This window comes from Desulfotomaculum sp. 1211_IL3151, assembly GCF_036763075.1.
Lineage (GTDB): Bacteria > Bacillota > Desulfotomaculia > Desulfotomaculales > Desulfotomaculaceae > Desulfotomaculum.
In genome coordinates this window covers 21834-43102 of the sequence record NZ_JBAIYV010000006.1, presented here as the reverse complement: position 1 = coordinate 43102, position 21269 = coordinate 21834, and the positions used below count along the sequence as shown (strand labels likewise).

The 21269-nt window shown below is 43.7% G+C and carries 23 protein-coding genes, 1 tRNA gene and 1 other annotated feature; of the genes, 15 read left to right on the top strand and 9 right to left on the bottom strand.

All coding sequences use genetic code 11. The annotated features are described in order from the left end of the window. Nucleotides 1-39: 39 nt before the first annotated feature. The 4 genes from tsaD to V6C11_RS00755 all read left to right on the top strand — a co-directional run bounded on the left by tsaD (nucleotide 40) and on the right by V6C11_RS00755 (nucleotide 4170). Nucleotides 40-1062, top strand: coding sequence for a tRNA (adenosine(37)-N6)-threonylcarbamoyltransferase complex transferase subunit TsaD (gene tsaD / locus V6C11_RS00770; RefSeq protein ID WP_333529169.1), 1023 nt, complete (start codon nucleotides 40-42; stop codon nucleotides 1060-1062). A 267-nt stretch (nucleotides 1063-1329) separates the two neighbouring features. Continuing rightward, nucleotides 1330-1572: a binding site (T-box leader), on the top strand. Nucleotides 1573-1773: 201 nt separating this feature from the next. Continuing rightward, entirely contained in the window at nucleotides 1774-3078 is a 1305-nt protein-coding gene (locus V6C11_RS00765) for a phenylacetate--CoA ligase family protein (RefSeq protein ID WP_333529168.1), read from the top strand. Between the two features lie 24 nt (nucleotides 3079-3102). Beyond that, entirely contained in the window at nucleotides 3103-3534 is a 432-nt protein-coding gene (locus V6C11_RS00760) for an ACT domain-containing protein (protein WP_333529167.1), read from the top strand. Nucleotides 3535-3594: 60 nt separating this feature from the next. Further along, a complete protein-coding gene (locus tag V6C11_RS00755; RefSeq protein WP_333529166.1) occupies nucleotides 3595-4170 on the top strand; it encodes a 5-formyltetrahydrofolate cyclo-ligase in 576 nt (191 codons plus the stop codon). Nucleotides 4171-4181: 11 nt separating this feature from the next. Here the strand turns inward: V6C11_RS00755 and hemZ are convergent, their stop codons facing one another. Further along, nucleotides 4182-5648 (bottom strand): coproporphyrinogen dehydrogenase HemZ, encoded by a 1467-nt coding sequence (gene hemZ / locus V6C11_RS00750; protein WP_333529165.1) that lies wholly within the window; start codon nucleotides 5646-5648, stop codon nucleotides 4182-4184. A 140-nt stretch (nucleotides 5649-5788) separates the two neighbouring features. Here hemZ and V6C11_RS00745 point away from each other — a divergent pair, with 140 nt between their 5' ends. From V6C11_RS00745 to V6C11_RS00730, 4 genes are all read left to right on the top strand, one after another. After that, entirely contained in the window at nucleotides 5789-5968 is a 180-nt protein-coding gene (locus V6C11_RS00745) for a hypothetical protein (RefSeq protein ID WP_333529164.1), read from the top strand. Nucleotides 5969-6085: 117 nt separating this feature from the next. Further along, nucleotides 6086-7318: a molybdopterin molybdotransferase MoeA gene (locus V6C11_RS00740; protein ID WP_333529163.1), complete on the top strand. Its 1233-nt coding sequence runs from the start codon at nucleotides 6086-6088 to the stop codon at nucleotides 7316-7318. A gap of 24 nt (nucleotides 7319-7342) precedes the next feature. Further along, the gene (locus tag V6C11_RS00735) at nucleotides 7343-9277 is read left to right on the top strand and encodes a molybdopterin biosynthesis protein (protein WP_333529162.1); all 1935 of its coding nucleotides are present in this window, start codon (nucleotides 7343-7345) and stop codon (nucleotides 9275-9277) included. A gap of 8 nt (nucleotides 9278-9285) precedes the next feature. After that, nucleotides 9286-9669, top strand: coding sequence for a winged helix-turn-helix domain-containing protein (locus tag V6C11_RS00730; protein WP_333529161.1), 384 nt, complete (start codon nucleotides 9286-9288; stop codon nucleotides 9667-9669). 53 nt (nucleotides 9670-9722) lie between these two features. Here the strand turns inward: V6C11_RS00730 and fdhD are convergent, their stop codons facing one another. Then, complete coding sequence (fdhD, locus tag V6C11_RS00725) at nucleotides 9723-10511, bottom strand: formate dehydrogenase accessory sulfurtransferase FdhD (protein ID WP_333529160.1); 789 nt, start codon at nucleotides 10509-10511, stop codon at nucleotides 9723-9725. A gap of 111 nt (nucleotides 10512-10622) precedes the next feature. On the opposite strand from fdhD, the gene V6C11_RS00720 reads away from it, so the two are divergent. From V6C11_RS00720 to groL, 3 genes are all read left to right on the top strand, one after another. Continuing rightward, on the top strand, nucleotides 10623-11111 hold the full coding sequence (locus tag V6C11_RS00720) for a MogA/MoaB family molybdenum cofactor biosynthesis protein (protein WP_333529159.1): 489 nt from the start codon (nucleotides 10623-10625) through the stop codon (nucleotides 11109-11111). A 307-nt stretch (nucleotides 11112-11418) separates the two neighbouring features. Next, nucleotides 11419-11703: a co-chaperone GroES gene (gene groES, locus V6C11_RS00715; protein ID WP_333529158.1), complete on the top strand. Its 285-nt coding sequence runs from the start codon at nucleotides 11419-11421 to the stop codon at nucleotides 11701-11703. Nucleotides 11704-11759: 56 nt separating this feature from the next. Beyond that, complete coding sequence (gene groL, locus V6C11_RS00710; protein ID WP_333529157.1) at nucleotides 11760-13388, top strand: chaperonin GroEL; 1629 nt, start codon at nucleotides 11760-11762, stop codon at nucleotides 13386-13388. Between the two features lie 97 nt (nucleotides 13389-13485). Here groL and V6C11_RS00705 read toward each other — a convergent pair whose 3' ends face one another. Then, complete coding sequence (locus V6C11_RS00705) at nucleotides 13486-14007, bottom strand: tyrosine-type recombinase/integrase (protein ID WP_333529156.1); 522 nt, start codon at nucleotides 14005-14007, stop codon at nucleotides 13486-13488. Nucleotides 14008-14457: 450 nt separating this feature from the next. On the opposite strand from V6C11_RS00705, the gene V6C11_RS00700 reads away from it, so the two are divergent. Together V6C11_RS00700 and V6C11_RS00695 are read left to right on the top strand one after the other, a co-directional pair. After that, nucleotides 14458-14919 carry a hypothetical protein gene (locus tag V6C11_RS00700; RefSeq protein WP_333529155.1) on the top strand — a complete coding sequence of 154 codons (462 nt, stop codon included), beginning with the start codon at nucleotides 14458-14460 and terminating at the stop codon, nucleotides 14917-14919. A gap of 113 nt (nucleotides 14920-15032) precedes the next feature. Further along, on the top strand, nucleotides 15033-15251 hold the full coding sequence (locus tag V6C11_RS00695; protein ID WP_333529154.1) for a hypothetical protein: 219 nt from the start codon (nucleotides 15033-15035) through the stop codon (nucleotides 15249-15251). Nucleotides 15252-15320: 69 nt separating this feature from the next. On the opposite strand, the gene V6C11_RS00690 is transcribed toward V6C11_RS00695, so the two are convergent. Next, nucleotides 15321-15396 (bottom strand) — tRNA-Met (locus V6C11_RS00690). 663 nt (nucleotides 15397-16059) lie between these two features. Between V6C11_RS00690 and V6C11_RS00685 the strand changes: the two genes are divergently transcribed. Next, nucleotides 16060-16353: a hypothetical protein gene (locus tag V6C11_RS00685; RefSeq protein ID WP_333529153.1), complete on the top strand. Its 294-nt coding sequence runs from the start codon at nucleotides 16060-16062 to the stop codon at nucleotides 16351-16353. Nucleotides 16354-16734: 381 nt separating this feature from the next. Here the strand turns inward: V6C11_RS00685 and V6C11_RS00680 are convergent, their stop codons facing one another. The 3 genes from V6C11_RS00680 to V6C11_RS00670 are packed head-to-tail and all read right to left on the bottom strand — an operon-like array spanning nucleotide 16735 to nucleotide 18728. Next, nucleotides 16735-17982, bottom strand: coding sequence for a DUF4153 domain-containing protein (locus V6C11_RS00680; RefSeq protein WP_333529152.1), 1248 nt, complete (start codon nucleotides 17980-17982; stop codon nucleotides 16735-16737). A gap of 40 nt (nucleotides 17983-18022) precedes the next feature. After that, a complete protein-coding gene (locus V6C11_RS00675; RefSeq protein WP_333529151.1) occupies nucleotides 18023-18244 on the bottom strand; it encodes a helix-turn-helix domain-containing protein in 222 nt (73 codons plus the stop codon). 10 nt (nucleotides 18245-18254) lie between these two features. Continuing rightward, a complete protein-coding gene (locus tag V6C11_RS00670) occupies nucleotides 18255-18728 on the bottom strand; it encodes a DUF2975 domain-containing protein (RefSeq protein ID WP_333529150.1) in 474 nt (157 codons plus the stop codon). Between the two features lie 165 nt (nucleotides 18729-18893). On the opposite strand from V6C11_RS00670, the gene V6C11_RS00665 reads away from it, so the two are divergent. Further along, the gene (locus V6C11_RS00665; protein ID WP_333529149.1) at nucleotides 18894-19103 is read left to right on the top strand and encodes a hypothetical protein; all 210 of its coding nucleotides are present in this window, start codon (nucleotides 18894-18896) and stop codon (nucleotides 19101-19103) included. Here the strand turns inward: V6C11_RS00665 and V6C11_RS00660 are convergent. Beyond that, entirely contained in the window at nucleotides 19087-19794 is a 708-nt protein-coding gene (locus V6C11_RS00660; RefSeq protein ID WP_333529148.1) for a formate dehydrogenase subunit gamma, read from the bottom strand. The genes V6C11_RS00665 and V6C11_RS00660 overlap by 17 nt on opposite strands. Before the next feature lies 1 nt (nucleotide 19795). Continuing rightward, nucleotides 19796-20806 carry a multiheme c-type cytochrome gene (locus tag V6C11_RS00655; protein ID WP_333529147.1) on the bottom strand — a complete coding sequence of 337 codons (1011 nt, stop codon included), beginning with the start codon at nucleotides 20804-20806 and terminating at the stop codon, nucleotides 19796-19798. Nucleotides 20807-21269 lie beyond the last annotated feature (463 nt).

Genomic DNA, 21269 nt, shown 5'->3' with positions numbered 1-21269 from the left:
GTTCGCACCTTTAATTATAAAAAAACATTGGAGGAAAGTATGAGCATAACAATCCTAGGTATTGAAACGTCCTGTGACGAAACCTCCGCAGCGGTACTAGTTGATGGGATCGACCTGCGTTCCAATATAATAGCTTCCCAGATTGAGATACATAAAAAATTTGGTGGTGTAGTACCAGAGGTGGCTTCCAGAAAACATCTGGAAAATGTTCACCCGGTTATTATTGAGGCGTTGGACAAAGCGGGAATAGGTCCCACGGAGCTTAGTGCGGTGGCCGTTACCTATGGTCCCGGGTTGGTGGGGGCGCTGCTGGTGGGGGTGGCCGCTGCCAAAGCGATGTCCTATAGCCTGGATATTCCTTTAATTGGTGTTAACCACCTAGAAGGACATATTGCGGCCAACTTTTTAGCCCAGCCTGAGTTACAGTTTCCACTGCTTTGCCTTGTGGTATCTGGGGGGCATTCCGATCTAGTATATTTGCCCAGTCGCGGCGAATATAAACTTCTAGGACGTACCCGTGATGATGCAGCGGGAGAGGCCTTTGACAAAGTAGCCCGTTCCATGGGGTTGGGTTACCCTGGGGGGCCGCTAATTGATAAACTGGCCAAAACCGGAAATCCTGAGGCAATCAAATTTCCCCGGGCCTATCTGGAAGAGGGGAGTTTTGATTTTAGCTTTAGCGGTCTAAAATCCGCTGTACTTAATTATCTAAATAGAGCCAAGATGTTAAACGAAGAGATAAACCAAGCCGACCTGGCTGCCAGCTTCCAAAGGGCAGTGGTGGAGGTCCTAGTGGATAAAACCATCCAGGCAGCCAATGAAACGGGTGTTAAAACCATTGTTGTGGCGGGTGGTGTGGCAGCAAACCAAGGGCTGCGGCAATTACTTCAGGAGAGGTCTGCCTCAGCTGGTTATCAGGTGTTTTTTCCACCCCTCAATCTTTGTACGGACAATGCAGCCATGATAGCCTGTGCAGGTTACTATAAATACCTCCGGGGTGATTTTGCACCATTAACCCTAAATGCCGTCCCAGGCTTGCCGCTGGGGGAGGAGAAATACTAGCTGTACATTAAAAAAGCTGACGGAAAAAATATATCCACAAAGGCAAAGGTCCAAGGTTTACAGCCCAGGGCTCAAGTCCCACGGACCACGGCCAAAAGATGCTTTATCCACTGTTCGGTGGAAGAAAGCCTGTGGACAATGTGGATAAGTCTGTTAATAACTTATAAAATAAGGGGTTTTCTTGTGTATATTAAAGCACAGCAACCGAACAGTAAAATTTATTGACTTAGGGCTAAGATTATGGTAACTTAATGTTTAAGTTGATATGAAAAGTCGATGATGGAGAAAAGTAAATCATTCCCAGCCTTACAGGGAAAAGAAGTCGAGACTGGAAGCTTCTTTATGGTATGGTTGATTGAAGTTCCCTCCGGAGTTTCTGTGCTGAAAGAATAGTAGGTGCAGACGGGGCTTCCTGCCGTTAAAAGGGAAAAGGTATCGGATCATATCCCGTACCGGTAAAGTGGCTCTTAGCAAGTAGGGTGGTACCACGGAAACAACTCCGTCCCTTTGGGATTGGGGTTTTTTGTTTTGTTGGTGTCTTTACCGGGGTGATTGCTCCCGTATCTGTGAGTAGGGCCTATGGCCAATTAGGGTGGTACCGCGGATGTATCTCCGTCCCTTGCTGGGACGGGGATTTTTTTATTTTTTTAAGAGTTCTCTTATTTAATTTAATAAGATCTATAAAAATTTGGTAAAATGGGGGTATAGGAGATGGCTTTATATTGGGATGTTCATCATGAAACAATGTCGCGGGATCAACTGGCAGACATTCAGTTAAAGAGGCTGAAAAGGCTGGTGGAAAGGGTTTATACTTCGGTTCCTTTTTACCGTCAGGCCTTCCAAGAGAAAGGAATTTCTCCTGGGGATATAAATTCTTTGGCTGACCTAAAAAATCTGCCCTTTACTACTAAAAAAGATCTACGGGATACCTATCCCTTTGGCCTTTTTGCGGTACCCCGCAGTGAAATTGTACGGATGCATGCTTCATCTGGAACCACAGGAAAACCCATCGTGGTAGGCTATACCAAAAAGGATTTGGATATCTGGTCTGACTTGGTGGCCCGTTGCATTACGGTTGCCGGTGGCACGAAAGAAGATGTGCTGCAAAATGCATACGGCTATGGGCTTTTTACGGGTGGACTGGGAATTCATTATGGTGCTGAACGTTTAGGAGCTACCATCGTACCCATTTCCGGCGGCAATACGTCTCGTCAAATTATGCTCTTACAAGACTTTGGTGCCAGCATTCTAACCTGCACACCCTCTTATGCGATGTATCTGGCAGAGGAAATTCATGCGGCAGGCATTGATCTAAAAAACCTGCGGCTAAGGGTTGGTATCTTTGGTGCAGAGCCTTGGTCTGATAATATGAGGGCCCAACTGGAAGAAAAACTGGGTATTAGGGCCCATGACATCTATGGTTTAAGTGAAGTATTAGGTCCTGGAGTTGCTGTGGAATGTCCTTGTAAAAATGGACTCCATATTTTTGAAGATCATTTTATCCCAGAAATTATTGATCCTGAGACCGAGCAACCCGTTCCCTATGGTCAAAAGGGTGAGTTGGTCTTCACCACCTTGACCAAAGAGGGTTTCCCTGTCATCCGTTATCGAACCAGAGATATTTCAGCCCTGCATCAAGAAAAGTGTGCCTGCGGCAGAACCCACCTGCGTATGGAGCGCATAACTGGCCGCACCGACGATATGCTGATTATCCGGGGTGTCAATGTATTCCCATCTCAAATTGAGAGTGTGCTGCTGGAATTTGGTGAAACAGAGCCCCATTATCTTCTTGTGGTAGATCGCAAAGCGGGCATGGATGATCTGGAGATCCAAGTAGAGTTATCCCAGAAAATGTTTTCGGATAAGGTGGCAGGCCTGGAGGTTTTGGAAAGAAGATTGCGGCAGCGCATATTAAGTGTGTTGGGTATTTCTGCTAAAATAAGACTAGTAGAGCCTAGAAGTTTACCGAGAAGTGAAGGCAAGGCCCAAAGGGTAATTGATAAAAGGGAAGCGTAAAATTAAAAAGAAGGGGGTATTCATTTGCGAGTACAGCAAATATCCATTTTCCTGGAAAATAAGAAGGGTCGGCTGGCCAATGTGAGCGAAGTACTGGGGAACAATGGCATTAATATTCGGGCTCTTTCCATTGCTGACACCACGGATTTTGGTATTCTTCGGTTGATTGTCAACAAGCCCGAATTGGCCTATCAGGTTTTAAAGGAAGGCGGGTTTACCGTTAGTTCCACCGATGTCATAGCAGTAGAGGTTACGGATCAGCCAGGCGGCTTGAGCCAAATTCTACGGTATCTTGAAAAGGCAGAGATTAATATTGAGTACCTATATGCCTTTGTTACGCAAAATTCCAGTGCGGCTTTAATTGTCTTCCGGGTAGAGCAAGTGGATGAGGCCATTCATGTACTAGAGGAGAATGGGGTCCGTGTGGTACCAGGTGATAAGGTATATCAAATTTAGTATAAAATCCTCCCCCAAAGGGGGAGGATTTTATACTATTTAATAACAGAGGTTACGAGGATGGAGAAAAATAAAATTAGAAAACAGGTATTGGAAGCACGTAGTGCCCTTGTTCAAGCGGAAGTTATAGAAAAAAGCGGCCAGGTGATAGAAAGATTGCTTGGGATGAATCTTTACCAAGGGGCCGGTACAATCATGGTTTACTTGGACTTTCGAAATGAGGTAAAAACGAATAGCTTAATTAAGCATGCTTTGGGTGTTGGGAAAAGGGTCGTGGTTCCTGTGGCCAACACAGTAGACCGCTCCATGACCCCTTCTCAGTTGGTGAATTACCCTTCCGACCTTACCCGTGGTTCCTATGGTATTTTAGAACCTGCACCAGATAAGGTACGACCCATTGACCCATGGGAGATTGATTTCGTTATTGTGCCGGGGGCAGTATTTGACCATAAAGGCAACCGCATGGGCTACGGCGGCGGGTACTATGACCGTTTCATACCCCGCCTTAAAAAAGGTGCCGTTACCGTGGCTTTGGCCTATGAATTGCAAGTTAAGCAAGATTTTTCAAACCGGATGGGACAGTACGATCAGCCAGTGCAATATATTATCACGGAAAAGAGGATCATTGAGTGTTAGGGCTTTGTCCCTTAGAAGATTTCCTTGAGATGTTTTAGTTTACGCACAATATATTCATCCAGCCGTTCCACATATTGCTTGGGGTCCTTGGCATTATACTCATTTACTAAGGTTAAGGTTTCCGGGTCTAGCCACTTGGAGCCAGCTCCAACTCCCAGACCAATAATGGTTTGTCGTTCCTCAATCATTTGAATGTTATAAATACATTCGTGGCCAGGCAGAGCATAGCCGATGTTTTCCAGATTACCAACCATTTGCTTCTGACGATACATATAGTAGGGTCGTTGGCCAAGGGCTGCTGCACCCTGGGCAGTTTCCTGCCACATGGCCACTGCCTCCTCGGCCTGCAGCAGAGGAAATTCAGCCAAACGCTGCTTGAGGTTAGAAGCCCGTTTGAGGGCCAGTGCATGGACTGTTATATTTTCTGGTTTAAGCTGTAGCACACGGTTTATGGTCCTAGCCACATCTTTAACTGTTTCCCCGGGCAAACCAATAATTAAATCCATATTTAAAGTAGAGAAGGGATATTTCCTAGCTGATTCGAAGGAACGATAAATATCCTCAACGGTATGGGCACGGCCAATTACATCCAGGGTTTTTTGGTTCATGCTCTGGGGATTGATGCTCAGCCGATTTACCCCGGCATCAGCTAGCAGGGCAAAAACATCATCGTTTAATGTATCAGGACGTCCTCCTTCCACCGTTATTTCTAGGGTGCCGGGGGTTTTCAAATGCTGCTGGATAGCCTGCAGCAGCAGCTGAAGCTGATCATAATTTAGGCTGGTTGGCGTGCCACCTCCCAGGTAGATGCTTTGCACAAGAAGCCCCTGGGATTTTATTGTTTCTCCGATGACTTTTATTTCTGTAAGCAATGCCTTAAAAAAAGGGTCTACCATGTCCCGGTGACGCTTAATGGAGTAGGAAGGAAATGAGCAGTAAAGGCATCTGGAAGGGCAGAACGGAATGCCGATGTAGATACCAAGCAATTTTTTAGTTTGTTCCTTTGATAAAAGTAAAGGACGCTGCACCGCCACTACGGAGGTGATTAGTTTTGCTTTATCTGCGCGAAGGGCATAATGATCCTGTAAGTAAGTCTTTACTGTCTCTTGGTCCCAGCCAAGATCAAGTAAGCGATGCACCACCTTGGTGGGTCGAATGCCAGTCATAATACCCCAGGGGGAGGGACTTCTTTTGCTATAGGAAGACAATAGCCTATACACGGCCAAACGGGCCAGTCGTTTTAGTTCATTGGGGGTTTCCTCTGCTGCCAGGGGTAGTCCTTCTTCCCTCTGGGCCAGGGCTGAACCATTCGCAAATAGTTGGGCCTCTGCCCAAAGTTTTTTTGCCTGGCCTAGGTTTAAATGGAGCGAAAAATCTCCCTCAGACTCAACGAATATGGCACCTGGGTAAAATAACCAAATAATGTCCTGAATCGTTCCCCTATATTCAAAGGCTGTATTAGAAAGTCCAATAATCAAGTTTCTCTCTCCTTTTTACAAATAACGGCATCGTTATGCAAAAACAACATAGCACTTACTGGAATCGGCAGGATATTTTGACATTGTATTGTAATAATAACACAAATAGGCTGCATTCCAATATGAGGGGAGATTTCACAATGGATGAACAAAAAGAAAAAATCCTACAAAGTATTAAAGCAACAGCAAAGGAAGGTAAACTCTCCTGTACTGCTGCTAGAAAGATTGCCAGTGATAATGATGTACCCCCAAAGGTTGTGGGGGATATTTGTGATGAGTTAAAAATAAAAATAAAGGCTTGCGAATTGGGTTGTTTTTAAACTAAATCTAGGGAAATTCCCATGCATCCTGACAACACCATCAGAGGATGACATAGATGATGGTTTAAAGCCCATGGCCCATGGCCATTTTTCAAGATAGACTTTGGAGGAATCATTTTGGCGGAATTATTTAATGTACTCACCGTGCAGCAGGCCAGAGGTGCCTTAGCTTCCCATTTGCCTGCCTGGCAGAGTGAAGAAACGGTACCACTTCTACAGGGATTAAATAGAATATTAACCCGAGATATTATTGCCCAAGAGGATGTCCCGGGGTTTGATCGCTCTACGATGGATGGTTATGCCCTGCGGGCCAGAGACACCTTTGGGGCTTCTGAAAGTTTACCATCCTATGTGGATGTGACCGGAGAGGTATTGATGGGGCAAGAGGCCCTGGGTCCCATCGGATCGGGACAAGCCTGGGCTATTCCCACAGGTGGCATGCTGCCCCCCGGTGCTGACGCAGTGGTCATGGTGGAATATACAGAGGAGTTAGATGAAAGAACCATTGGTGTGACCAAACCAGTGGCACCCGGAGACAATCTGGTGCGGCGGGGGGAGGATGTTACCAAGGGTAGTGTTGTATTAAGGGCAGGTCACCGACTGCGCCCCCAGGATCTGGGCCTATTGTCGGCGGTAGGTGTTACAGAGGTAGCGGTGACAAAACCTGTGCAGGTTGGTATTCTATCCACTGGAAACGAGCTAATTGACCCGGAAAAACCCACTAGCCCCGGCAAGGTGAGAGATATCAATTCATATGCCCTTTATGGGCAGGTTTTAGAGGCTGGGGGGAGCCCCACTCTATACGGAATTATTGAAGATAATTTTGCTGCTTTGCAACAGGCTATGTTAACCGCTCTCGAGGAAAATGAGATGGTGCTGATTTCCGGTGGCAGTTCGGTGGGTGCCCGGGATGTTACGGCTAAGGTTATCGAAACCTTGGGCAATCCGGGGCTATTATTCCATGGTATTGCTATAAGACCGGGCAAGCCTTCGATTGGGGCTGTGGTGGAGGGGAAGGTTGTCTTTGGTTTACCAGGTCATCCAGTCTCAGCCATGGTTGTTTTTGACCTATTAGCAAGACCGATCATTAAGGGAACCCTGCACAGGGTGACCGATAGAAGTTATCCCTTACGGGCAGCCATTACTCGAAATATACACTCCGCCACCGGACGAGAGGATTTTGTAAGGGTTGCTCTGCGCCGATTGGATGATGGCACCGTCGTGGCTGATCCTGTGTTGGGTAAGTCAGGACTGATCAGTACCATGGTGAAAGCTGACGGCGTGGCCCACATTCCCCTGGGTAAAGAAGGGGTAGAAGCTGGGGAATTACTAGATGTATGGCTTTTTTAGATAAAAAGAACAGGAGATTAAGCCATGAGAAATAAACGTGATGTATATCTGGATGATCGCCCGTGGGAAGAAGCATTAGAGGGTTTGTTCCAGCACCTCAGGGAAAAAGGCACTTTGGCTCCCCTTGCACCAGAGGAGATTGTTACCGAGAAAGCTTTGGGGCGAGTTACCGCAGAACCTATCTTTGCCTTTCATTCTTCACCCCATTACAATGCTTCGGCCATGGATGGTATTGCGGTGGATTCCGCCATTACCTTTGGGGCCTCCGATGCTGCACCTAAGACGATTCAATTGGGTGAGAAAGCTCAGGTGGTGGATACGGGCGATCCGATCCCTGCTGGTTGTGATGCAGTGATTATGATTGAAGATGTTCACTTTGTGGCAGAGGATGTCTTTGAAATAACCTCCGCAGCGGCACCCTGGCAACATGTGAGGGCCATTGGGGAAGATGTGGTGGCCACCGAGATGATTCTGCCAGCGAATCATAAAATTCGACCAATGGATATTGGGGGAATTTTGGCTGGGGGCATCGGTAAAATTAAAGTTCATCCCAAACCCAAGGTGGCTTTATTGCCCACTGGTACAGAATTGGTTCAACCCGGGGGGGCTCTCAAGCCCGGTGATATAGTAGAGTATAACACCAGGGTTTTTGGTGCCCTAGTTGAAACCTGGGGCGGTGAACCCCTGCGTTGGCCGATTACTGTTGATGACTGGGGCGAATTAAAGCAATCGATTCTTACAGCAGTGGCAAAGGCAGATGTTGTTGTTATTAATGCGGGGTCTTCCGCGGGACGGGAGGACTATACCGCGGAGCTGGTGCGGGAGCTGGGCACACTGCTAACCCATGGTGCGGCCATAAAGCCGGGGAAACCCGTTATATTGGGTGAAATCCATGGCAAGCCCGTAATTGGTGTACCCGGCTATCCGGTTTCAGCCTATCTGGCCATGGAGTTATTTGTTCGTCCCATTATTTATAAAATGTTAGGCTCGATCCCGCCCAATCCGGTCACCGCCGAGGCCATTGTTTCACGCAAGATGCCATCTCCCATGGGGGTAGAGGAATTCATCCGGGTAAAGATGGGTCAGGTAGGTGAGAAGTTAATCGCCACTCCCATCTCTAGGGGCGCGGGGGTCATCATGTCCCTGGTTCGGGCCGATGGCATGCTAAGAGTTCCCAGGCTTTCGGAGGGTTACCGAGCGGGGGAATCCGTTAAGGTAGAACTGATGCGGCCACTGGAAGAAGTAAGACAGACCACGGTGGTCATCGGAAGTCATGATATGTCCCTGGATATTTTAGCCAATCATCTGCGCCGCAGGTTTCCCGAAGCCAGCCTTTCCAGTGCCAATGTAGGCAGTTTGGGAGGTCTTTCGGCCTTGAAGCGGGGCGAATGTCACTGTGCTGGAACCCATCTATTGGATGAAGAGACGGGTGATTACAATGTGAGCTATATTCAAAGATTGTTGGGGGATCGTCCGGTCGTTCTGGTGAATTTAGTCTACCGTCAGCAGGGCCTGATGGTGGCTAAGGGCAATCCCTTTGAGATTCAAGGTTTAGAAGATCTGGCCCGGGAAGGGATTCGCTTTATTAACCGACAGCGGGGAGCCGGTACCAGGATCTTGTTGGACTACCGTCTAAAGCAACTTAATATTGATCCAGATAGCATTTATGGCTACAACCGCGAAGAGTATACCCATATGGCAGTGGCAGCGGCAGTGGCCAGTGGTGCCGCCGATGCCTCATTGGGTATCCTGGCGGCGGCTAAGGCATTGGATTTAGATTTTGTGCCAGTGGTGGAAGAACGTTATGACCTTTGTATTCCAGGTGAATATTGGGATACCCCTTATATCAAACGATTGTTGGAAGTGATTGCAACCCCAGAGTTCAGACACCAGGTGGCAGCCTTGGGTGGCTATGACCTGCGGGATTGCGGTGGGGTTATGTATCGTCAGGGGATCTAGGAGGAAGTATGAAGAAGAATGACCCGGACAACCTGAAGCGGCCTCCGGCAGAACCTTTTCGACCAGGCTGTAAAGTGTGGCTGGAAAAGGGGGAGACCAATTTTGGCGATGGGCTCTATTATCTTCTTTTGAATGTGCACGATTATGGGTCCATAGCCCAGGCAGCTAAAAGAATGGGTATGTCTTACCGGGCTGCCTGGGGAAAAATCAAAAGGGCAGAAAAAAGCTGGGGGGTTTTGCTAGTAGAAACCCAAGTTGGCGGGGATCTCGGCGGCGGTGCTACACTGACACCTGAAGGCAACAAATTAGTTAAGTGCTTTGGTGAGTTTCGGGAAAAGGTGGAAAGGGTTTGTCAGGAGACTTTTGATGAGTGCTTTGGGAATGGGCCGTGAGCCATGGCACACGCCCATTGGCCCATGGCCGATCCATAAGTAATACTCCAAAGCTATCCCAAAATCCGCTCGGGATAGGTATAGACATTCATTTTTTCTCCCTTGGCAAAGCCTATCACGGTGATGCCTAACTGCTTGGCCATTTCTAAACCTAGATCTGTCGGGGCAGAGCGGGAGATAATTACAGGCAATCCCATTTTGCCAATTTTGATAACGATTTCCGAAGAAATTCTACCGCTGAAGACCAGGATCTTATCCTCCAAAGGAATTTTGTCTAAAAAGGAACGACCAAATATTTTATCCACAGCGTTATGACGTCCTACATCTTCATAGAAATAAACAACCTCGGTGGGGGTACATAAGGCGGCATTATGAACACCACCTGTTTCCTGAAAAAGGGTAGACATTTCCTCTAGACGGTCAGAGAGATCCCAGACCATGCCGGGTGTTATCATTAGATCGGTGGTTACCTTGTTCATGCTTTTTGCATCGTTGACGAAGTAAAAGACGGGTCGTCCCCGGCCACAGCAACTGGTTATGTTTCGTTTAAGAAACTTAGACTCGGCCTCGATACCTGGCGCATCCAGGTAAACAATGCCGTTTTCTTCGTCATACCAAATGTTTTTAATTTCATCCAGTGATTGTAAAAGGCCTTCCGAGCAAAGAAACCCGATGGCCAATTCTTCCACTGCCTGAGGAGAACAAACCATTGTAACAAACTCTTTATCATTTAGAAACAGTGTTATGGGTACTTCCCGCACAAGAAAGTCTTCGGTGGTTATTATTTTGTCGCCTTTAATACGTATAATTTGAGAAGTTGTTTTATTTGATTGCTTGACCATTTGATAACCCCCTAGAAGGTAAAAGCATAATAAAGCAAAATTCAGTTACTTTTATTGTACCCCAACGCAGCCAATATGTGAAGATTAGATCAAAACGTGAGGTGGGAGCAAATGTACAAAATAGGAATTATCACCATGAGTGATAAAGGGTCCCAGGGGCAAAGGGAAGATATTAGCGGTGCCACAATAAGAGAAATGGTCAAGGGTTTAGGGAATGTGGAACAATATTGCATTGTACCGGATGATCCGGAGGTTATAAAAAATACGCTCGTCGAATTTGCTGATCAGGCGGGTATGGACTTGATTCTCACCACGGGTGGAACCGGGTTGGGACCCAGAGACAATACGCCGGAGGCTACCCTTGCCGTTATCGCTCGGCAGGTGCCAGGATTGGCAGAAGCCATTCGGGCTGAAAGCCTGAAAAAAACCCCCAAGGCTATGTTATCCAGAGCAGTCAGTGGCACCAGAGGTAAAACCCTAATTATTAACTTACCTGGCAGCGTAAAAGGAGTAAGGGAATGCCTGGAGGTTATTTTACCGGTATTGCCCCATGGCCTGGAGATCTTGACAGGCCGTGGTGGGGAATGCGGACATTTTTAAAATAATCTAAAATTTGTTAAAAACATTGCATAAAATAACCAGGAATAGGGCAAAAATACCTAGTGAGGGAAATAATAGATAAAAGCCAATGTAAATGTAATGTAGAAGGAGAAATTAAAAGATAAATACCCGTATTATGGATTATAAGCAACATAATTGGTTGTATTTGTTTTACGGGGTATTTGATTTTAAATTTCTTGTTCTATATTATATTTATTAGGTGTTAGCACTCAACACAGATGAGTGCTAACAAAAATCTTACCCGTATATTCTAAAAACCTTAAATATTTCAAAGGAGGGGTTTTTTGTGATTAAACCATTAGGTGACAGGGTAGTCGTTAAGGCACTGCCCCAGGAAGAAAAAACTAAAAGCGGTATTGTACTGCCTGATACTGCAAAGGAGAAACCCCAGCAGGGTGAAATCGTGGCTGTAGGCCCCGGTCGTCTGTTGGAAAATGGTCAGCGTGCTGCCCTTGATTTAAAAGCAGGGGACAAAGTATTTTTCTCCAAGTATGCTGGCAACGAAATTAAACTAAACGAAGAAGAATATTTAATCCTGCGTGAAATGGACATTCTGGCTGTTATTGAATAATTTATTTTCTGTTTTTGTACTTACCCAGTATTTAAGATTCTAAGGAGGTCAAAACCTTGGCTAAAGAAATTATTTTCCGCGAAGAAGCTCGCAGGGCACTGGAAAGAGGCGTTAATGCTCTGGCCGAAACTGTTAAAGTAACCCTTGGACCCAAGGGTCGTAACGTAGTCATTGAGAAAAAATTTGGTGCTCCCACCATTACCAATGATGGTGTAACCATCGCCCGTGAAATTGAGCTGGAAGACCACTTTGAAAACATGGGTGCGCAGCTGGTTAAAGAAGTAGCCACCAAGACTAACGATGTTGCCGGCGACGGCACCACCACTGCTACTGTTTTGGCCCAAGCTTTGGTACGTGAAGGTCTCAAGAACGTAGCCGCCGGTGCTAACCCCATGATTATCAAGCGTGGTATTGAAAAGGCAGTAGAAAAGGCCGTTGAAGAAATTAAAGAAATGGCCAAGCCCATTGAGAGCAAAGAAGCGATTGCCCAGGTTGCTACCGTTTCTGCTAACGATGAGTCCATCGGTAACCTGATTGCCGAAGCCATGGAAAAAGTGGGTAAAGACGGCGTTATTACCGTTGAGGAATCCCAGAGTATTGGGACCAATTTAGAGGTTGTTGAAGGTATGAACTTCGACCGTGGTTATATTTCTCCTTACATGATCACGGATACGGATAAGATGGAAGCGGCTCTCACCGATCCCTACATCTTAATCACCGATAAGAAAGTTTCTTCCGTACAAGAACTGCTGCCCGTTTTGGAAAAAGTTGTACAAACCGGCAACAAGCCCGTACTGCTGATTTGTGAAGACCTGGAAGGTGAAGCACTGGCTACCCTGGTGCTGAACAAACTTCGCGGCACTCTTAATGTAGTAGCCGTTAAGGCTCCTGGTTTCGGTGACCGTCGTAAGGCTATGTTAGAAGACCTTGCTATTCTGACCGGTGGTACCGTAATTACCGAAGATATCGGTCTCAAGTTAGACAAGGCTGACCTAGAAATGCTTGGTACTGCTCGTCAAGTTCGGGTTAAGAAAGAAGAAACCATCATTGTTGGCGGTGCCGGAGAGCAAGCTAGTATTGAGGGACGTATCGCTCAAATTAAGAAGCAAATCGAAGATACCACTTCCGAATTTGACCGCGAAAAACTACAAGAGCGTCTGGCCAAGCTGGCTGGCGGTGTAGCTGTTATCCAAGTTGGTGCAGCCACTGAAGTTGAAATGAAAGAGAAAAAGCTGCGCATCGACGATGCTCTAAACGCTACTCGTGCAGCTGTTGAAGAAGGTATCGTACCCGGCGGTGGTGCTGCCTTTGTAAATATCATCTCTTCCCTAGACAGCATTCAACTGGAAGGTGACGCTAAAACTGGTGTAGATCTAGTCAAGCGTGCCCTGGAAGAGCCCCTACGTCAAATCGCCAACAACGCAGGCTTTGAAGGCTCTGTAGTAGTAGAAAAAGCTCGTACCACTGGCAAAGGTTTCAATGCCATGTCCGAAGAATATGTTGATATGATCGCTGCCGGTATTATCGACCCTGCCAAAGTGACTCGTTCCGCTTTACAGAACGCTGCTTCCATCGCAGCCATGGTTCTGACCACCGAGACACTAGTCGCCGATAAGCCCGAAAAAGACGGCGGCAACCCAATGGCCGGTATGGGCGGCATGGGTGGAATGGGCGGCATGATGTAAAACGGCCTTAAAACCCGTGTAATTACTGGTGCCAACGATATAAGTAGCCCGTAGTGCTCACAAAATGCTCACGCAGGCTATGAAAAGATGTTACAGATTAGAGGTTGCTCATTAGTTTACTGAACTTTTGGGCAGCCTCTTTTCTCATTGTTTTTGTAACGTGCAGATATACTTTCTTGGTGGTATCGTCATCCTCATGCCCTAACCTCTCCATGATCTCAGGCAGGCCCACACCAGCTTCTGACAATAATGAGGTATGAGTGTGACGCAAGGAGTGGGGGGTAAGGCTCTCGTCTAAACCAGCCAGCTTTAACAACCTTTCCATCCTGTATTCTATCTTCTTAATATATTCCGGTAATCCAGGATGCTTTTGAATCCTTGCAAAGATATAATCTTCATCGCAGTCTTTTTCACTTAGGATAGAATTAATAATTTTACTAATTTCGGTAGGGTCATTTGTTATTAGAATTTGATTCTCTGGTAAGCCCATGACGGTACTATACTTTTCAAAAGTAATTTCTTTGGCACTTGTTAAGAAGTACATTTCATTAGATTTGACATTTTCCTTGCAACCAGTCAAGGTAAAAAGCAGTAATAAAATAATTATTGTTCGTTTCATTAATACACCTCAAAAACATAAGATATCAAAACTGTTATTCTTGTCTCATTCAATACAAAATCTTTAATCCCTGTAACATTTTAATAACATTAGTGAACATTCCATCTATGATGTTACAACAAAAAACTCCTTCCCTAAATCAGGAAGGAGTTTAGTAGTAAGTCTATTTGCGCTTATTGCATGCATATTCAAAAGCAACATCTGCAATGAAGAGAAGTTCTTCGATTAGTTTACGCATTTTGTTGCACCTCTTTTCGGTTTGAGTCATTTGTTTCTTGCTATGGTTAAATTCTACATCCGAAGAGGTCTGAAGTAAAATACAGATATTGTGATGAACCACATAAGGTAAAACTTATAGGAACTCAACCGGAATAAGCAAAAGCCCCACCCGCATGGGCAGAGCTGAGATCTAGTAATTTCAGTATATCATAATCGTGGGGGTGGGGGAAGATGGCACTAAAAAAGGAGATTAAAGCATATATAAAGGCAGAACTTAGGGATTATCCTCAGACGAAAATGGAATTAATAGAGCTTAAAGAGGATATTGCAGAAGGAGCACCTACGATGGTTGATGATGTTGGTGGTAATACAAGTGCATTTACCCATCGTATTGGGAGACCAGCTGAAGCCAAAGCAATTGCCATTCTTACTAACAAGCGAATAAAAAGAATGGAGCAGGTAATAAAAGCTATTAATATAGTTATTGGAGAGTTACCTGAAGAAAAGGTTAAACTGGTAGTACTAAAGTACTGGCAACGTCCAAGAAGACTAACTGATGCTGGTATAGCACTAGAAATTGGCTGCGATAGGGCGACATTATATCGTTGGATAAATGGGATATTACTTGCCATTGCAATAGAGTTAGGGTTAGCAAATGAAACATGCGACAAATATGCAACATTTGGTAGTTAAAAAGGCCCTATAATGGCATAAGTAGTAGTGTGAACCGCCAGGTGATGGCAGTTTTTGTTTTGCAGGAAATTGTTCTCCTTTTGCCGAAATTTGCGGGAGGGGAGGTGCTTTAAATGATAGGGAGCCGTATAGTTATAAAGACTATTGATGGACAAATTTGCTCAGGTATTTTAACTGGAGATCACGCAAATTACTTTAAAGTAGCAGAAATAGAAGAGATTAATTGCAACTTAGACTCTAGATTACCTAATCTAAAAAAGCCAGGAGAGTTATTTGTAGGAGAGGTAAGGTATTATAAGAGGAATATTATCTATAGTTACATTGTAAAATAGAGCCTCCGGGCTCTTTTCTTATGCCAGGATAAATACAAAAACCCCACCATTCGGCAGGGTTAATTTTCTTGGTTGCGGGAGCAGGACTTGAACCTACGACCTTCGGATTATGAGCCCGACGAGCTACCAACTGCTCTATCCCGCGGCAACTTGTTAATTGTATCACGGATTTTTTATTTGTCAACTTTAGCGTGGTAGTGCATAATGATTCAACTTGTCGTACGAAAGCAAACTATAGATAGAAGGGTGTCATCTTTGTAAGAGAAAGCCGCCAGTGATGGCGGTTTCTAATTGTTTCCTTGACATGCAAGGGTGTAGAGATGTAAGAGAAGTTTAAATTATTCGCCTTCACTTTCATTCAATAATGACCGAATAAAAAGATAGTGCTGAAGGATTAAACCATATTAGAAATTTAATATTATTTACGAGGAGAATGAACTATGATAGAGATTAAAAATACGTACTTAGAAATATTTGTAGTATTGTATGATGTTACTATTATATCAGCAATTTGTATTTTGGTATGGTTAAGTGGATTAAAAAGATATAATAGACCCAGGAGTATTCTTCTTGTTAACTAAACTTTCTATGGGCGGAGTAGGAGCTCCTACGTGGTTGGTGCTTAATGAGCCCCACCAATTCTTGTCGCCCGGGCTAATACACTTTTGCAAGCGTCTACTGGCAGAGGGGCCTAAGTATCTGGTAGCACCACTGTTTCTGTTCCTCAACTTCAAGCGGTTACCGAGTGCTTTTGTGGAGATTCTTTTAAGTAGTTCGCTTAACTGGCATATATTCAAGAATACAAACGATGCCGTGTATCAACGACTGGAGAACGGAGAACTACCTTTACCCAACCTTTACGCCTGAGACGGCCATGCAAGGAACCGCAAGGTTTCAGTATATTGCTAGCTGGTTAGATGGAAAAGGAGAGTACCGGGAACCGTTTTTAGTTAACGCTCCCGATCTGGTGGGGAATAGATATGAGAGTCAGGATAATTCTTTCTTAACCAAAAGGCACTCTAGGATATACGGAAGGCCGGTGGCTGATGTGTTGGCAGAGATGCGGGAAAAGGAACGGCAGATGTTTAAAAAGAAAACATAAATAGAATAGCTTAAGCCCTTAATTAGCAATGATAATCCGAATTTTAAATGCTCACAAAATGCTCACGCAGGCTATGAAATACATATTAAAAATCATCGTAGATGTTACAGTAATAAATTAACAAATCCTTTTGTTTCAGCACTTTTAACGCACTCACATAATAATTGTTACAGCTCGTATGTGATGGGCGGCATGATATAATAAATGCCTGAAACCCGGTAAAATCAAGGGTTGAAGAATTCTTAGATTGCTCTATGATCACATTTTGACCACATTGGTCACAATAATGACCACATCAGCTTATGCTGATGTGGTCATTTAATTAAATAGAATTCCAGTAACATATTCTTCTGGCCCAAACCAGTGCCTGTCTTAACTTTTCTAAGAAAAAATTAAAGGAAAAGTAAAGGTAACGAAAGCTGCCCAGAGTCCATAGATAGGCAAATATGTGGTAACGGCATTTTGGATGGTTAAAGGTCCTGTTTTGTTTTGTAGAAAACGCATATAGGAGAGCATAATCCAAATTAGATTGGTCCAGATAAGGATGTTTACTCCTAACACAGCGAGTCGGTTGGGTGTAATGCCAAAAGAAGAAAGCCTGAACACGATGGCTGATAACGCCACACTGTCAATGACAAGCGCAAGAACGATTAGGGCAAAATTTATATAACTAGAAATGTTCTTTTTCTCGTCTGTGCTGCTTTCGGTAATGGAGAATATGGTGATGGCCAATACACTTAGGAGTATTCCGTTGAAGACGATAAGGAAATTGCGGTCCGAGAATGGATTTTTACCAACCCAAATAACCGTTATAAGATAGACCAACAAAGTAACCAGTACAAGAGGACTAAAGATTTTGGCTATATATGGTGCAATATTTTTAGCAAGTTTAAGGTTCCTTGATACCAGGTGTGTCGACACAATAGCGAGGGCGGCGGCTCCAAATAAAACGACATTTTCAAAATAGAATTCAGATATATTCATGCCGATCATTCTAAACAACTGCATGGTTAATGCTGTTAGTAGCATGCCGCTGATTGCCATGCTGGCATAGAGTATGCAAAATTCCCCATTAAATTTAAGGTAGGCTAATCTTGCACTGCCTAGGCCATATTCATTTCCTGTAAATGCTAAACCTAATAGTACCCATAAGAAAATAGGAAGGTGTAAATAAGCCAGGATAATACTGTCTTTTTGCTCCAATGGCAGCATATTAAAATAAAAGCCAGAGATTAGGAATAACGATGCAAGGGTGTAAAGAACCTTTTTGTTAGGCGTATTATTATATACAAAATAGGCAGCAATAAAGGGAACGATACCAAAAATAAGGTTAATAGGGGCTATTGCTTGCTGTTCGACAAAATGCAAAATTACCCGGGTACTTATCCCGGCCAGAATTGCTAAAATGCCCATGGATAAGAAATCCTTCCGAAACAAGGAAGGTTTTTCTGGATTTACTGTCTCCTTGAAATACAATCTTTCATACCAAACCGCAAGAACCTGCGAATTAGGGTTCTTTTTCCAGGTGTATGAGATAGACTTTTTAAAAGCCTCGGGTTCTTTTCTATATATTCTCTCCAGCTCATGGGGGTTAGCAATATTTTCTATAATCAAATTGCTAATGTCCACGGTTATACCTCCCTAATCCTTGTTTATTAACCATACGTTATTATATTTGACGGTCATCGTCACTTTTGTATTCTAAAATATCTCCAGGCTGACATTCTAAAGCCTTACAAATTGCCTCTAGAGTTGATAATCGAATCGCCTTTGCCTTTCCATTTTTTAAGATGGATAGGTTAGCCATGGTTATTCCAACCTTCTCCGAAAGTTCAGTTACGCTCATTTTTCTTTTAGCTAGCATCACATCAATATTGATTATAATGGCCATGTTATTCACCTCAAACCGTTAAATCATTTTCTGATTTTATGTCGATGGCATATTTTAATAGCTTTTGAAGAACAGCAGCAAAGACTGCTATCACCATTGAAGCAAAGATAATGACCATTCCGATTATAAGGAGACCCGGAGCATCGTCCTGCTCGGCGAAGAGATAGACAAATGGCATGATTAGCACGTACAAGGTACTGATTGCGATTGCACAGTATTTTATATTCTTTAGATTCTGAACCGATAATTCCGAGAATGCTTTGTTTTTGTCAATATGGCTTAATAGCTTAATCGCTTGATACAAAGCAAAGTAAAAAGGAATCGACGCACTATACATACCGATTACAATGGGATATAGCATAGGGGCATAATCTGGATTTACGGTATCTTTAGCTAACCAAAACAACCCCAATAGGCACAAGACAAGGACTGGAAGGCCCATAAGAATAACAGCAATCTTTAAAAAGAGTGTTTCAGGTTTCATAAAAGCACCTCGCTCATTTTTAGTAGTTTAATATTAACACGGTATTTATTGTTTTACAATAAAATATTATTGTTTATAGTTTAATTTTTATTGTTATAATAGACGTTTTATTTAAAAAGATAAAGAGCAGGGAACGTATACCAAAATAGAGTAGGCGGTAAGGGATTGCTGCTCTGGGAAGCGGTAACCAAAAATGGACTTGAGGGTATCATGTCTAAAAAGAAAAACCGTCGGTATGAACACCGACGGTCAGCGAATTGGATTAAGATAACGGATGATAAAGAGATGGTTATCAACATCCTAAATCCTTTTAGTGATCTAGGCATTAGCTGCAAAATTTATAACATTCTCACACGCATCAATCGCCCCATTTAGGATGATGAAGTTTAATCCATTCTTTGGCTACCATACCATGGGCGATAGACCCAATTGTTCCAGGGTTAGCAAAGCTACCTAAATAAGCATGACCTATAACCACCGCTATTAGCATAACCGCTGAAACACCATGAATAATGGATGCCCATAATACCATGTAGACAGAGAATTGAGCAGGGTAAGTTAATAAATAGCCGGAAAATATGATAAAAATGCTTAAAAAAGTGGTAAGCCAGTAAAAAAGCTTTTGTCCTGCGTTAAATTTGCCGGCGGGAGGATGGATTTCTTTTTTGGTTAGATATCCCCCCATTACCTTAAACCATTCCCAATCATATTTTTTAAAGGTATTATCTCTAATCCAGATTAGGATGGATACGAATGAAGAAAGGGCAAAGAGTACAGCAAAGAAAAGGTGGATATGTAAAATAAATTGATAACTTAGACCGAGGGTGTTGTAAACAGCAAAGGCTATACCCGTAATGGCTAAAATGATCGTGCTAGCCATTCTTATAAAATGGGACGATATTTCCAGAAAATTAAGTCTCTGTATTTCCGGCTTTAATTTACCTAAACCTTTTGCATTAGGGCCAATTGCAATATAATGAGCCACCGTTATCATAAGCGTTCCGACGATTGCTATTAATATTAACAACCCAATATATTGGATATAAAGATTGTTTAGGGTAATCATTTTACTCACCCCCTTTGGATGAGTTTTTGATTGTTTTAATCGCTTCGGGGTTCGTTATTTCAATTTCCTTAGTTTCTGGCTTATCCCCTAAATCTTCATATAGGAGTTTACCAAAACTATGATCCCGGGTGAAATGACCGCGAAGATCGGTAGGGTTTTTCCACATAATTTCATCTTGATTAAATTTCATCCGTCCATGACAGGTAGCACAGTTGTCTTTAAAGGAGTCTTGTTTTAGCATGTTCCCCTGTTTATTCGTGCTGTGGGGAGTATGACAACTTAAACAAGCTAAATAACCGCTGGTGTAATGGTCAGAAACAAACCAATTCCGAACCCCGTAATGGGTATCAGCAATCAAAAAATCCCCATCTTCAGCTTGCGCTGGCTCTCCAAGAGTATGACACGTAATACAGGCATTCTGATTCGCAATAATAGTTTCTGGTTTTTTTGTTTGGGCATGGACAGCTCCGGGCCCGTGGCAGGTCTCACAACTTAGCCCGGATTCAAGGTTTTTTGCTCCTACTCCTGTAACGCTTAATCCAGGACTATGGCAACCTACACAATTAGAATAACTTTTGGCCACCCACTCCTTGTCATTCCCATCTTTTATATCTAGGGGTTGCAGCTCATAACCAGTATCGGTTTTCTCTAAAGCAGCTATTCTGTGAAAACCTGGAATTCCATCTATCTTACTGACCACATAGTGATCCAGCATTACCCCTAGGGAGTTTTTCAAATTCAATTCTGTACTTTGGGGATCTTCCCCCTCGGCACTAGCCCAGATAGTGACGTTTTGATTCCAGTTTACGGGATATTTATCGATGCCTGTAAAAATTTTGGCGTGGGTTGTCATGCCATAGTGATCGGCAATATTTTGGTGGCAACTGATACAGGCATCCGAACCGATATAGGAGGCATTTTCAATAATCTCCTCATCAGCAGCACATCCTGATAATAGTAATAAGCCCAAACCAGTGATTAAAGTTAGAAAAAAGGCCCATTTTCGTTTCAAGTTATTGTCCCCTTCCGGCATAGAAAAGTATCCATTTTAAATAGTTGGATTTATTATAACCAGGACGGATATTTTTATAGCTAAGTTCACTGGCACTGGCAAAGTTCTGGGTAAACCGAGGGGATGGTGCTTACGGTTTGCTTCGAGTTTATAGCGTCAGGGGAATATCTGTACAATCTGAATCGAGTGACATAGAAACAAGGGCGAAACTCACTGCCTTTGTTGCATATACATCAATTACGTAGTAACTTTAGTCAATGGTAATGCAAATCACTCAGCAGCGGCATACTACTCCTGGGATGATATCGTGCTTTCCTTTCCGGTTAAACCAATGCTACTGGAAAAAGCGGTTGCTCCATTTAATTCCGGTGCCCATAGCTTCAAATGGACACATTTTTTAACACCCAACAAAAAACACAACGAGTAGCATAAAAATATTGTAGAAATTACATTGAATTTACTA

Coding starts and splice junctions, on each gene's coding strand:
- tsaD (WP_333529169.1), top strand. CDS start 40: ATGAGCATAACAATCCTAGGTATTGAAACGTCCTGTGACGAAACCTCC.
- V6C11_RS00765 (WP_333529168.1), top strand. CDS start 1,774: ATGGCTTTATATTGGGATGTTCATCATGAAACAATGTCGCGGGATCAA.
- V6C11_RS00755 (WP_333529166.1), top strand. CDS start 3,595: ATGGAGAAAAATAAAATTAGAAAACAGGTATTGGAAGCACGTAGTGCC.
- V6C11_RS00745 (WP_333529164.1), top strand. CDS start 5,789: ATGGATGAACAAAAAGAAAAAATCCTACAAAGTATTAAAGCAACAGCA.
- V6C11_RS00735 (WP_333529162.1), top strand. CDS start 7,343: ATGAGAAATAAACGTGATGTATATCTGGATGATCGCCCGTGGGAAGAA.
- V6C11_RS00730 (WP_333529161.1), top strand. CDS start 9,286: ATGAAGAAGAATGACCCGGACAACCTGAAGCGGCCTCCGGCAGAACCT.
- fdhD (WP_333529160.1), bottom strand. CDS start 10,511: ATGGTCAAGCAATCAAATAAAACAACTTCTCAAATTATACGTATTAAA.
- V6C11_RS00720 (WP_333529159.1), top strand. CDS start 10,623: ATGTACAAAATAGGAATTATCACCATGAGTGATAAAGGGTCCCAGGGG.
- V6C11_RS00705 (WP_333529156.1), bottom strand. CDS start 14,007: ATGAAACGAACAATAATTATTTTATTACTGCTTTTTACCTTGACTGGT.
- V6C11_RS00700 (WP_333529155.1), top strand. CDS start 14,458: ATGGCACTAAAAAAGGAGATTAAAGCATATATAAAGGCAGAACTTAGG.
- V6C11_RS00695 (WP_333529154.1), top strand. CDS start 15,033: ATGATAGGGAGCCGTATAGTTATAAAGACTATTGATGGACAAATTTGC.
- V6C11_RS00685 (WP_333529153.1), top strand. CDS start 16,060: ATGCCGTGTATCAACGACTGGAGAACGGAGAACTACCTTTACCCAACC.
- V6C11_RS00675 (WP_333529151.1), bottom strand. CDS start 18,244: ATGGCCATTATAATCAATATTGATGTGATGCTAGCTAAAAGAAAAATG.
- V6C11_RS00670 (WP_333529150.1), bottom strand. CDS start 18,728: ATGAAACCTGAAACACTCTTTTTAAAGATTGCTGTTATTCTTATGGGC.
- V6C11_RS00660 (WP_333529148.1), bottom strand. CDS start 19,794: ATGATTACCCTAAACAATCTTTATATCCAATATATTGGGTTGTTAATA.